Below are 12,585 nucleotides of genomic sequence, written 5' to 3' on the forward strand. Positions count from 1 at the left end.
GGAAAGTATGAGTCAAAACCTTGCCTTGCTGTCGCAGGAAGAGAAAGACAAAGTGAATGTCGATCTGGCCGCCGCGGGCGTGGCTTTTAAAGAGCGCTACAATATGCCCGTGATTGCCGAAATGGTGGAGCGCGAGCAACCAGAGGCGCTGCGTGAATGGTTTCGTCAACGTCTGATGAACTACCGCCAGGCATCGCTCAGCCTGTCACGCCTGCCCTACGAACCTAAGCAGAAGTAATCTATGTTACGTGTTATCGATACCGAAACCTGTGGCCTGCAAGGCGGCGTGGTTGAAGTGGCGTCAGTGGATGTCATTGACGGTCAAATCGTCAATCCCATGAGTGATTTGATCTGCCCGGACCGCCCGATCAGCCGCCAGGCGATGGCGGTGCATCGCATTACTGAAGCGATGGTGGTTGGCAAACCGACTATCGAAGAAGCGATTGGCCGCTATCACGGCAGCCCGCATTATGTCGCGCACAACGCCAGTTTTGATCGCCGTATGCTGCCAACCATGCCGGGCGAATGGATCTGCACCATGACGCTGGCGCGTCAGTTGTGGCCAGGCATCAAATACGGCAATCAGGCATTGCGTCATAGCCTGAAGCTGGACGTCACACCTCCAGCCGAGCTGCATGCACACCGCGCGTTGTATGACTGCTACGTCACCGCCGCGCTACTGATCCGCATTATGGAAACGTCGGGCTGGAATGCCGAGCAGATGGCGAATTTGTGCCAACCGGCAGCCGTGAGTGGTGATGTGTTCCCGTTCGGGAAGTATCGCGGTCAAAGCATTGGCAGCATTGCGCGTAAAGATCCCGGCTATCTGCGCTGGGTGCTGGAAAATGTGCGCGATTTGCGCCCACCGTTGCGGCAGGCGCTTCGCAAGTACGTTAAAAGCGATCAGTAATCGGTACGGTCTGGCAAGCTCCCCTGCGCCAGACCTATCAGGAAAGTAAACTCCTGCGCCACGCCTTCATAGGCTTTGAAACGGCCCGATTTACCGCCGTGGCCGGAATCCATCTCGGTGCACAGTAATAGCAACGAATCGTTAGTTTTTAACTCGCGTAGTTTCGCCACCCATTTGGCCGGTTCCCAATACTGCACCTGAGAATCGTGCAGCCCGGTGGTAACCAGCAAGTGTGGATAGGCTTTTGCTTCGATGTTGTCATACGGGCTGTACTGGCGGATGCTGTGGTAAAACTCTTCCTGCTCGGGATTGCCCCACTCATCGTATTCGCCGGTCGTAAGCGGAATCGATGGATCGAGCATGGTGGTCACAACATCCACAAAAGGTACCTGTGCCACCACACCGTGGAACAGATTCGGTGCCATGTTCACGACACCACCCATAAGTAACCCTCCAGCGCTGCCGCCCATGGCGTACAGCCGCTGTGGATTTCCGTAACCTTTTGCCACCAGCGCTTCGGTGACATCGATAAAGTCGGTGAAGCTGTTGATTTTGTTCTTCAGGCGGCCACCGTCATACCACTGCTGACCGAGTTCACCGCCGCCGCGCACATGAATAATCGCGTAGACGAAACCACGCTCGAGCAAACTGATACGGCTGGTGCCAAAGCTAGCATCCATGCTGCTGCCGTAGGCGCCGTAACCATAAACCAGCAGCGGATTGTTGCCACGCTGGAAGTGCTTGCGGTGGTACACCAGCGAAACCGGGACTTCCGTACCATCACGCACCGTGATCCACAGATGCTCGCTTTTGAAATCCTCTGATTTAAAGCCCGGCACCGACGTGCGTTTCAGCACGCGACGTTCGCCCGTTTCCATATTCAACTCAAACAGCGTCGTCGGCGTGGTCATCGATGAATAGCCGTAGCGCAGCGTGTCGCTCTCCGGCGAAGGGTTATACGCCAGCCAGGTCACGTACGCCGGATCGTCAAAGGCGATGCCAAAGCTCTCCCCGCTCTCCCAGTTAATCTGACGCAAGGTATTAACGCCGTGCTGGCGCTCTTCCACCACCAGCCAATGACGGAACAGCTGGAAATCTTCCAGCACTACGTTGTCCCGCGCTGGAATTAACGCTTGCCAGCGCGCTTCGGCCAGCCACGCACTGCGGTACAGGCCGAAGTTTTTGCCATCCCGATTCGAGCGGATATAAAACTGGTGGTTGTAGTGGTCAATGCTGTATTCGTGATCGCGACGCCGCGGACAAAACGTTTGCGGCTGTGCATCGGGATATTCCGCATCGATCAGCAGGATTTCACTGGTGGTGGTGCTGTACAACGCCACCAGAATAAAGTGCTCTGACGTGGTTTTGTGCACGCTAAGATGGAAAGTATCGTCTTGTTCCTCGTACACCAGCTGATCGTCAGATTGCGGATGCCCCAATTCGTGACGCCATACCTGATAAGCCAGCAGGGTTTTCGGGTGTTTACGCACGTAATAGAGCGTGCGCGAATCGTTGGCCCAGGCCACGCTGGAGGAAGCATTCGTCAGCACTTCCGGATACCAACTGCCGCTTTGCAGATTACGGAAACGAATGCCGTATTGACGGCGCGAAAGGAAATCTTCCGCCAGCGCCATCACCTGGTTATCCGGCGTAATTGCCAACGCCCCCATGGTGTAAAAGTCGCTGTGGGACGCACGTTGGTTGCCATCTAGCAGCAGTTGCCACGGCTCATCAAGCGGTGCCTCAATCGGTTGACGGAAATAGGCGGGATATTCGTTACCCACTTCATAGCGGCTTTGATAGCGATAACCGTTCTTCACATACGGCACCGAGTGATCCTGCGGGGGAATACGATCGACAATCTCTTTTAGCACCCGATCCTGTAGCGAATTTTGCGAGGCCATCATCGCGCGGCCATAATCATTTTCAGCGTGCAGGTGGGCAAGCACTTCAGGATTTTCGCGATCGTCATCGCGCAACCAGTGATAATTGTCGGTGCGCGTTTCACCGTGCAGGCTCATCACATGGGGGATTTTTTTCGCGTTGGGCTGATTCATTTAGGCTCTTCTCCCTGAAAGACAATATTCAGCAAGCGTGGCACTAATCGCGCGTGATGCCAAGCTGCAAGCATCATCACCCAGCGCAGGATAAACCAACCAGCAAAAATAAAGGCTGCGAACGCAGCCTTTGCAACGGCTTACGCGGCTTTTTCCGCGTCGATATCGCGCTGGATACCATCGCGTACATCTTGCGGAATTTTTAGCGCATCACCTAACGCGGAGAGATAGCTGCGCTCCATAAAGTGGTCGACATCAATGGCTGCACAGCTTAGGAAATAGAGTTCCAGCGCCTCTTCTTCGTTCTTAACATCTGCCGCCAGCCAGTGAGGATCCAGCGGACGGTTCATCGCCTGCTGAATCAAAGCTTCGGCTTGTGTTCCATAACCGGCTTGTTGAATGTTTTGTTCTATCGCCGCGCGCTCGGCATCGTCAATATGACCGTCGCTCTTTGCCGCGAAAACCAGCGCCGTCACTAAGCGTTCAGCGCGTTGATCCAGCGGCGTTTGCAGTTGGCCGAAACCGGCCTCATCCTGATGAGTTTCCCGGATACGCTGCTTATATTTATTCCACAGCAGCGCACCAGCCGCCGCTCCGCCGCCTAGCAGCAAGGCTTTGCCGCCGTATTTGGTCAGCAGCTTACGCGTGGATTTACTGCCGACCAGCAAGCCCGCCAGACCGCCTAACGCGCCAGGTGCCAACATATCGCTCAATCCACCGGATTTTCCTTCACCACTCTTTTTCGCCAGCACCGATTGAATTTGCTGCAGCCAATTGCTCATTGTTTAACTCCCGTTTAAATTTCCGCTCACCATGCTGCCGCAGGCTGTGTCAGTTAACGTCAGAGCGAGAAAAGTATGGCAAACCTGATGAAGCTGAAAGCGTGAGTACGCAAACGTTTTCGTTTATACTGCGCGCGCATTTTGACTGCTAAGGTGAAATTATGACGACTCTCGGAACCGCGCTGCGCCCTGCCGCTACGCGTGTCATGCTGTTAGGTTCAGGCGAATTAGGCAAAGAAGTGGCGCTGGAGTGCCAACGTCTTGGTGTGGAAGTGATCGCGGTGGATCGTTATGCCGATGCGCCCGCCATGCACGTTGCGCATCGTAGCCACGTAATCAATATGCTGGACGGTGATGCGCTGGCCGCGCTGATTGCGCAGGAACAGCCGCACTTTGTGGTGCCCGAAATTGAAGCTATCGCCACCGAAAAACTGCTGGAACTGGAAGCTCAAGGCCAGAAAGTGGTGCCCACCGCGCGCGCTGCACGGCTGACCATGAACCGCGAAGGCATTCGTCGTCTGGCGGCGGAAGAGTTGTCCCTACCGACCTCGACCTACCAGTTTGCCGATAGCAAAGCGAACTTTGTCGCTGCGGCGAATGCCATTGGATTCCCGTGCATCGTCAAACCCGTGATGAGCTCATCCGGGAAAGGCCAAAGCTTTATCCGCGAAGCCAGCCAGCTGGATAAAGCCTGGGATTATGCCCAGCAAGGCGGACGTGCCGGCGCGGGCCGCGTCATCGTCGAAGGCGTGGTGAAGTTTGATTTCGAAATCACCCTGCTGACCATCAGCGCGGTAGATGGTATCCACTTCTGTGCACCGATTGGTCATCGTCAGGAAGATGGCGATTATCGTGAATCGTGGCAGCCGCAGCAGATGAGTGAACTGGCGCTGCAACGCGCACAGGATATCGCCGCTAAGGTGGTGAAAGCACTCGGCGGTTACGGTCTGTTTGGCGTGGAGCTGTTCGTATGCGGTGATGAGGTTATCTTCAGCGAAGTGTCACCGCGTCCGCATGATACCGGTATGGTAACGCTGATTTCGCAGGATCTTTCGGAGTTCGCGCTGCATATACGCGCCTTCCTCGGCCTGCCGATTGGCGGCATTCGTCAATATGGCCCGGCGGCTTCGGCCGTTATCCTGCCGGAGTTGAACAGCCAGAACGTGCAGTTTGTTAATATCGAAGCCGCGCTGGGTGCAGGTTTGCAGCTGCGCCTGTTTGGTAAGCCGGAAATCGCCGGTCAGCGTCGCTTGGGTGTCGCATTAGCGACCGGTGAAAGCACCGATGACGCTATCGCGCGCGCTGTTGCCAGTGCGGCAGCGGTGAGAGTGGAAGGTTAGGTTAACAGGTCGCCATGCGTGGCGACCCGAAGCCGTAAGGTGCGCATACCCTGCGCACCTGTTAAATGACGCTACGCTCTTGCTCCTTCAACCGCCTCACGCGCCAGGCGCGTAATCCGATCCCAGTCACCGGTTTCCAGCGCATCATTCGGCACCAGCCACGAACCGCCAATGCACAGCACGCTTTTCAGCGCCAAGTAATCACGATAATTGGCTGGCGAGATGCCGCCGGTTGGGCAGAAACGCACCTGCGGGAACGGGCCACCAATTGCCGACAGCGCCTTTACGCCGCCATTCGCTTCCGCCGGGAAGAACTTGAACTCACGCAATCCATAATCCATACCGGTCATCAATTCTGACACCGTGCTGATACCTGGAATTAAGGGTACCGGACCTTCCACCGCTGCCTTGAGCAGCGACTCAGTCAAACCTGGGCTGATAACAAACTGCGCGCCCGCATCCGTGACTTCTTTGAGCTGCTGCGTGTTAATCACCGTACCAGCGCCTACTATCGCTTCTGGCACTTCTTTAATCATCGCACGCAGCGCATCCATCGCTACCGGCGTACGCAGTGTCACTTCCAGCACACGCACGCCGCCAGCCACCAGCGCTTTTGCCATCGGCACCGCGTGTTCCAGCTTATTAACCACGATGACCGGCACGACCGGGCCCGTTTTCAGGATCTGTTCAGCACTTGTTTTCCAGTTCTTCATCACGTTTCCTTAGTTGCATCAGCCCGGCGCACGGCCACGCTGTCAATAATTGGGCTCTACCATACAAGATTGGCTGGAGCGGCGTCCATCGGATATCAAAATTTTTTGAAACCCGGGTTCACTTTTCAGAAAAATGAATTTTGGACGAAAAAAAGCCCGCACATTCGGCGGGCTTGGTTTGGTGCGCTTATTCGAACTCGTTCCAGGAACGGCCATCGCGCGTAATCATCGCGACAGAGGCAACCGGCCCCCAGGTGCCGGCCTGATATGGCTTCGGCGCCTCGGCATCGGCGTTCCAGGCGTCAATGATGGAATCGACCCAGCCCCACGCCGCTTCAACTTCGTCACGGCGGACAAACAGCGCCTGAATACCGCGCATGGTTTCCAGCAGTAGACGCTCGTAAGCATCGGCCAGATGCGACTGGTTAAAGGTTTCGGAGTAGCTCAAATCCAGCTTGGTGGTCTGCAGTTTATGCTTGTGATCGAGTCCCGGCACTTTGTTCAGGATTTCGATATCCACGCCTTCGTCCGGCTGCAGACGAATGGTCAGCTTGTTCTGTGGCAGCTCAGCGTACGAATCCTTGAACAGGTTCATCTCTGGATTCTTAAAGTAAACCACCACTTCAGAGCATTTCGTCGGCAAGCGTTTGCCGGTGCGCAGATAGAACGGCACGCCAGCCCAACGCCAGTTGTCGATATCCACGCGGATAGCAACGAAGCTTTCGGTCGCGCTCTGCTTGTTCGCGCCCTCTTCTTCCAGATAGCCCGGCACTTTTTTCCCCTGCACAAAGCCTGCGGTGTATTGGCCGCGCACGGTTTTATCACGCACGTTGGTCTGATCAATACGGCGCAGTGAACGCAGCACTTTTACTTTCTCATCACGAATCGCATCGGCGCTCAGATCGGACGGCGGCGACATGGCAATCATGGTGAGGATCTGTAACAGGTGGTTCTGGATCATGTCACGCATCTGGCCGGCTTTGTCGAAGTAACCCCAACGGCCTTCGATGCCGACCTCTTCTGCCACGGTGATTTGCACGTGGTCGATGGTGCGATTATCCCAGTTATTCACGAAGATAGAGTTGGCGAAACGCAGCGCCAGCAGGTTGAGCACCGTCTCTTTACCAAGATAGTGGTCAATACGGAATACCTGGCTCTCTTCGAAGTATTTGCCCACGCTGTCATTGATCTCTTGCGAGGTTTCTAATGACGTCCCGAGCGGCTTTTCCATCACCACGCGCGCCGGTTTGGCGTTCAGCTTAGCCGCGCCCAGTCCGTCGCAAATCGCCCCAAAGGTGCTGGGTGGCATAGCGAAGTAGTTAATGGTGACGCGATTTTTCTGGTCAAGCATTTTGCCCAGTTTGGTGAAATGCGAGGTGTCATTAACGTCGAGGTTACAAAAATCGAGACGGCTGCTGAGCGTATCCCACAGCGCTTCATCGATCTTCTCTTTCATGAAGGTTTCCAGCGCTTCACGCACCACTTTGGTATACGCGTCTTTGTCCCAGTCCGCGCGTCCCACGCCAATAATGCGAGTGGTTTCATGAATCTGACCGGCTTTTTCCAGCTGATACAGTGATGGCAACAGTTTACGGCGTGCAAGATCGCCTTTGGCACCGAAAATCACCAGATCGCATGCCTGGGCTGTTTGTGTAACCGCCATTTTCCTCTCCTCGTTGCAGGATATACCCGGCTTGAGCGTTCTCATCACGCCGGGTCCTTATTGTAATTTTCTTACAGCACAATGTACGTTTTTCGCCGCGCCAGGACAACCCGAACACGGCGCTTTGCTGGCGTTAACTGTGAACGTAATAAAGATGTTAAGTGTGGTGTCGCGTGCCATTTGGCCACATTTTCTGTTTCGATATTTGTCGAGGCAAAACACGTCAGCGATCAAAGTATCGCAAAAAATTCGCGTTTACATTTGTCCTCCGCTGCGTGCGAGGTGCTATTACACGGTATATTCTTGTCAATTGGCAGCGATTTCATTGATTGATAAACGCTGAAAAGTGATTGACGCTCATTAGGTTAAACCATGCTGGAACAGATTCAGGCGCAATTAGACGCGCTGAGTAAATCAGAACGCAAAGTGGCAGAGCAAATTCTTGCCGCGCCTCAACAGGCGATGCACTCCAGCATCGCCACGCTGGCGCGTGCTGCCGAGGTGAGCGAACCCACGGTAAACCGCTTCTGTCACCGCATGGGAACGCGCGGCTTTCCTGATTTCAAACTGCAGCTCGCGCAGAGCCTGGTCAAAAGCCCGAACTGGGTCAGCCGCGATGTGGAAGAAAATGACAGTGTCGAAAGTTACAGCCATAAAATATTTGATTCCGCGCTGGCGGGTTTGAGTCGCGTCCGCCAGCAACTCGATTCACAGGTCATTCGTCAGGCCGTTCAGGCCCTGACGCAGGCACATAAAATTGCCTTCTTCGGCCTTGGTGCGTCAGCCGTGGTGGCACACGACGCCACCAACAAATTTCTGCGCTTTAATCTGCCGGTCATCTGGTCAGAGGATATTGTGATCCAGCGCATGAGTTGCATAAATAGTGGACCAAATGATGTATTTGTTCTCATCTCGCATACTGGCCGCACCAAAAATATGATAGAACTGGCTCGCCTGGCGCGTGTAAACGCTTCCACTGTGCTGGCTATCACTTCTCCAGGTTCCCCGCTGGCGGCGGAAGCCACATTGGCATTGACGCTGGATGTGCCTGAAGATACCGATATCTACCTGCCGATGGTTTCCCGCCTGGCACAATTAACCGTGGTGGATGTTCTGGCGACAGGGTTTACCCTTGAGCGCGGCGCCTCTTTCCGTGAGAATTTGAAACGGGTCAAAGAAGCGCTAAAAGATTCGCGCCTGGAAAAGCAGGTGCAGGAAAATAATTAACATCACATTCACAATGTGAGTCGAATCACAGCCCATCGATCATATAGAATAGATGAACACTACGTGTCACTTGAGAGCGACACGATACTTTGCTAACGGAGTCCTTCATGTCCAGACGTCTCAGAAGAACCAAGATCGTTACAACCCTCGGCCCAGCTACCGATCGCGACAACAACCTCGAAAAAATCATCGCGGCAGGTGCAAACGTTGTACGACTCAACTTCTCCCACGGCACCCCAGAAGATCATCAGCAGCGTGCCAATAAAGTGCGTGAAATTGCCGCAAAACTTGGCCGCCACGTGGCGATTCTGGGTGACCTGCAGGGTCCTAAAATCCGCGTGTCGACCTTCAAAGAAGGTAAAGTGTTCCTCAACGTCGGCGATCGTTTCCTGTTAGATGCCGATTTGAGCAAAGGCGAAGGCGATAAAGAGAAAGTCGGTATCGACTATAAAGGCCTGCCAGAAGACGTGGTACCGGGCGATATCCTGCTGCTGGATGATGGTCGTGTTCAGTTGAAAGTATTGGAAGTTCAGGGCGTAAAAGTGTTCACCGAAGTCACCGTCGGCGGCCCGCTTTCCAACAATAAAGGCATCAACAAACTCGGCGGCGGTCTTTCAGCAGATGCGCTGACGGAGAAAGACAAAGTCGATATTATTACCGCCGCCAAAATCGGCGTTGATTATCTGGCCGTCTCTTTCCCGCGCAATGGCGAAGATATGAATTATGCGCGTCGTCTGGCGCGTGATGCAGGCTGTGACGCTAAGCTGGTGGCTAAAGTTGAACGTGCTGAAGCGGTTGCCTCGCAGGAAGCGATGGATGACATCATCCTGGCTTCTGACGTGGTGATGGTAGCGCGTGGTGACCTGGGCGTGGAGATTGGCGATCCTGAACTGGTCGGTATTCAGAAAGCTTTGATTCGTCGCGCGCGCCAGCTGAACCGCACCATCATTACCGCGACGCAGATGATGGAATCGATGATCACCAATCCGATGCCTACGCGTGCAGAAGTCATGGACGTGGCAAACGCCGTGCTGGATGGTACGGATGCGGTGATGCTGTCAGCAGAAACCGCAGCGGGTCAATATCCGGCAGAAACCGTGTCAGCGATGGCAAAAGTGTGCCTTGGTGCAGAAAAAATCCCGAGCGTTAACGTTTCTAAGCACCGCCTTGAGGTGCAGTTCGATAACGTTGAAGAGGCGATTGCCATGTCGGCGATGTATGCAGCCAACCACCTGCAAGGGGTTTCTGCCATCATCACCATGACCGAATCGGGCCGCACTGCGCTGATGACTTCACGTATCACCTCGGGTTTGCCGATCTTCGCTATGTCACGCCACGAACGTACGCTGAATCTAACCGCGCTGTACCGTGGCGTTACGCCAGTATTTTTCGACAGCAATAATGATGGTGTTGCCGCCGCGCACGATGCAGTGAACCTGCTGCGCGAAAAAGGTTTCCTCGTTTCAGGCGACCTGGTGATTGTCACCCAAGGCGACGTGATGTCGACCACCGGCACCACCAATACCAGCCGTGTGCTGCGCGTAGATTAATACGCACGTCTGACAGCGGCTGTAACAACATGGACAAACGCGACTGCCTGGCAGTCGCGTTTTTATTTTTTTGACAAGGAGGCCAAATGGCCCGCTATCAACCTATAACCCAACTTACCGGGCGCGTGCTGCTGTTTCCACTCGCCCTGGTGTTGTTTGAATTTGCGACCTATATCGCGCATGACATGATTCAGCCCGGCATGCTGCTGGTTACCTCTGAATTCAGCGTCGGCCCCGAATGGGTATCCACTTCGTTGACCGCCTATCTCATGGGCGGCGTGGTGCTGCAATGGCTGCTGGGCCCGCTTTCTGACAAATATGGCCGCCGCCCGGTATTACTGTTTGGCATTCTGTTCTTTGCAGCCGCCTGCATTCTGACCACCTGGGTTAGCAGCATTGAAGAGTTCGTCGCGCTACGCTTCATTCAGGGCATTAGCCTGTGCTTCATTGGCGCAGTCAGCTACGCGGCAGTGCAGGAAGCTTTTGCGGAAGCCCTGGCGGTACGCATGATGGCGCTGATGGCTAACGTTGCGCTGCTGGCACCTTTAGCGGGACCACTGGCCGGTGCGGCGTGGCTTACCGTTGGTGAGTGGCGCAGCATGTTTTGGCTGTTTGCCATTTGCAGCGTGGTTGCTTTTGCCCTGTTGTGGCGCGTAATGCCCGAAACCGCTGGCGACCGCAGCCACTCTATCGCCCTGCCGACGCTGGCGCGCGGCTATGCCCGCTTAGCACGCGATCGCCAGGTGATGTACGGATCGTTCGCGATTGGTCTGGTGTTTATCCCGATCCTCACGTGGGTGGCGCTTTCGCCGGTAATTTTAATGCACGATGAGGGATTATCGCGGATGCAGTACGCGCTGCTACAGCTGCCGGTATTTCTGGCAATGATTGCCGGCAATATCACGCTGGGTAAATTGGCGGGGCGTGTACCCATTGAGCAACCGGTGAAATTTGCCGCCTGGCCAATTCTGATTGGTCTAAGCATTTCACTGCTGGCCAACCTGCTCGACAGCCATACTTATTTGCTGCTCACCGCCGGTTTAAGCCTGTACGCATTTGGCGCAGGCATGGTAAACGCCGGTCTGTATCGCCTGACGCTCTACTCCAGTAATGAAGGCAAAGGCAGCGTTGCGGCGATGCTTGGCATGATCAGTATTCTGACGTTAGCGATCGGCATTGAACTGGCAAAAAGTGGCTACTTCAGCGGCGGAACACCCTGGTTTAGCGGCATTAACTTTGCGGCTGGCGTGCTGTGGTTTGCGCTGGTGACGCTGTTCCTGCGGGAACGTAAACGTCGCAGTCATGTCGCAGAGGTAGAATGAGAAAGGGGCCAAACGGCCCCTTTTCTTATTTCTTGCGTGGATAAAGATCGTTACGCGCATAAGGTTCGATATCTCCCTCCTTGCGCGTTTTTAGCAGCTTCAAAATCCACGTGTACTGCTCAGGATGTGGACGCACGAAGACTTCCACTTCTTCATTCATTCGGCGTGCCAATGTGTGGTCATCGGCATCCAGCAGATCGTCCATAGGTGGACGCACATAGATTTCCAGACGATGAGTTTTGCTGTTATACACCGGGAATAACGGCACCACGCGCGCGCGGCACACTTTCATCAGGCGCCCAACGGCAGGCAATGTGGCTTTGTAAGTAGCAAAGAAATCGACAAACTCACTATGTTCTGCGCCGTGATCCTGGTCGGGCAGATAATAGCCGTAATATCCCTGACGTACGGACGCGATAAACGGCTTGATGCCATCATTGCGTGCATGCATGCGACCGCCAAAGCGACGCCGCACCGTGTTCCATAGGTAATCCATTAACGGATCGCTTTGGTTATGGAACATTGCCGCCATCATTTGGCCTTCAGACGCCAGCAGCATAGCCGGAATATCCACGCCCCAACCGTGCGGCACTAAGAAAATGACGTTTTCTTTATTTGCCTGCAGTTGCTCGATAATTTCCCTACCGTGCCACTCAACACGCTTACGCACATGCTCAGGATTGCGCAGGCCCAGCTCGGCCATCATGGCCATCGCCTGCGGTGCAGTAGCAAACATACGATCAGCAATCTCTTCGCGCTGCGCCTCACTCAGTTCCGGCAGGCAATAGTAGAGATTGATCAGCGCACGACGCCGCGCACTTTTCGCCAGCTTACCGGCGAACTTGCCCAATCCGCCCAGAATCGGATCGCGCACGCTGGCGGGAAGTAATGCCATACCAGCCAGCGCGCCAACCGCTAACCAGCTGCCCCAGTATTTCGGCTTTAAAAATGAACGTTGAAAAACGGGAATAAACTCACTGTTATTTTTCTTTCGGGTTTCCATGCACTCGCCTCTGTCAAT

The 12,585-nt window shown here is 54.6% G+C and carries 11 protein-coding genes; 6 read left to right on the top strand and 5 right to left on the bottom strand.

Annotation, left to right across the window (positions count from 1 at the left end):
- Nucleotides 1-7 precede the first annotated feature (7 nt).
- Together WH298_RS00790 and exoX are read left to right on the top strand one after the other, a co-directional pair.
- A complete protein-coding gene (locus WH298_RS00790; protein WP_007889579.1) occupies nucleotides 8-238 on the top strand; it encodes a DNA polymerase III subunit theta in 231 nt (76 codons plus the stop codon).
- A 3-nt stretch (nucleotides 239-241) separates the two neighbouring features.
- Nucleotides 242-910: an exodeoxyribonuclease X gene (exoX, locus tag WH298_RS00795; protein WP_007889578.1), complete on the top strand. Its 669-nt coding sequence runs from the start codon at nucleotides 242-244 to the stop codon at nucleotides 908-910.
- Here exoX and WH298_RS00800 read toward each other — a convergent pair.
- Together WH298_RS00800 and WH298_RS00805 are read right to left on the bottom strand one after the other, a co-directional pair.
- Nucleotides 904-2,967, bottom strand: coding sequence for a prolyl oligopeptidase family serine peptidase (locus tag WH298_RS00800; RefSeq protein WP_180821945.1), 2,064 nt, complete (start codon nucleotides 2,965-2,967; stop codon nucleotides 904-906). The genes exoX and WH298_RS00800 overlap by 7 nt on opposite strands.
- A 140-nt stretch (nucleotides 2,968-3,107) precedes the next feature.
- Nucleotides 3,108-3,749, bottom strand: coding sequence for a tellurite resistance TerB family protein (locus WH298_RS00805; RefSeq protein WP_180821946.1), 642 nt, complete (start codon nucleotides 3,747-3,749; stop codon nucleotides 3,108-3,110).
- A gap of 161 nt (nucleotides 3,750-3,910) precedes the next feature.
- Here WH298_RS00805 and purT point away from each other — a divergent pair, with 161 nt between their 5' ends.
- A complete protein-coding gene (purT, locus tag WH298_RS00810; RefSeq protein ID WP_180821947.1) occupies nucleotides 3,911-5,089 on the top strand; it encodes a formate-dependent phosphoribosylglycinamide formyltransferase in 1,179 nt (392 codons plus the stop codon).
- Nucleotides 5,090-5,160: 71 nt separating this feature from the next.
- On the opposite strand, the gene WH298_RS00815 is transcribed toward purT, so the two are convergent.
- Both WH298_RS00815 and zwf read right to left on the bottom strand, forming a co-directional pair.
- Nucleotides 5,161-5,802: a bifunctional 4-hydroxy-2-oxoglutarate aldolase/2-dehydro-3-deoxy-phosphogluconate aldolase gene (locus tag WH298_RS00815; RefSeq protein WP_007889572.1), complete on the bottom strand. Its 642-nt coding sequence runs from the start codon at nucleotides 5,800-5,802 to the stop codon at nucleotides 5,161-5,163.
- A 187-nt stretch (nucleotides 5,803-5,989) separates the two neighbouring features.
- Nucleotides 5,990-7,465, bottom strand: coding sequence for a glucose-6-phosphate dehydrogenase (gene zwf / locus WH298_RS00820; protein WP_049852074.1), 1,476 nt, complete (start codon nucleotides 7,463-7,465; stop codon nucleotides 5,990-5,992).
- 372 nt (nucleotides 7,466-7,837) lie between these two features.
- Here zwf and WH298_RS00825 point away from each other — a divergent pair, with 372 nt between their 5' ends.
- From WH298_RS00825 to WH298_RS00835, 3 genes are all read left to right on the top strand, one after another.
- Nucleotides 7,838-8,692, top strand: coding sequence for a MurR/RpiR family transcriptional regulator (locus WH298_RS00825; protein WP_049852073.1), 855 nt, complete (start codon nucleotides 7,838-7,840; stop codon nucleotides 8,690-8,692).
- A gap of 107 nt (nucleotides 8,693-8,799) precedes the next feature.
- Nucleotides 8,800-10,242 (top strand): pyruvate kinase, encoded by a 1,443-nt coding sequence (pyk, locus tag WH298_RS00830; protein ID WP_007889568.1) that lies wholly within the window; start codon nucleotides 8,800-8,802, stop codon nucleotides 10,240-10,242.
- Between the two features lie 86 nt (nucleotides 10,243-10,328).
- Entirely contained in the window at nucleotides 10,329-11,564 is a 1,236-nt protein-coding gene (locus WH298_RS00835) for an MFS transporter (protein WP_007889567.1), read from the top strand.
- Between the two features lie 25 nt (nucleotides 11,565-11,589).
- Here WH298_RS00835 and lpxM read toward each other — a convergent pair whose 3' ends face one another.
- Entirely contained in the window at nucleotides 11,590-12,567 is a 978-nt protein-coding gene (gene lpxM / locus WH298_RS00840; RefSeq protein WP_007889566.1) for a lauroyl-Kdo(2)-lipid IV(A) myristoyltransferase, read from the bottom strand.
- Nucleotides 12,568-12,585: the final 18 nt, after the last annotated feature.

The organism is Pantoea nemavictus, assembly GCF_037479095.1.
Taxonomy (GTDB): Bacteria; Pseudomonadota; Gammaproteobacteria; order Enterobacterales; family Enterobacteriaceae; genus Pantoea; species Pantoea nemavictus.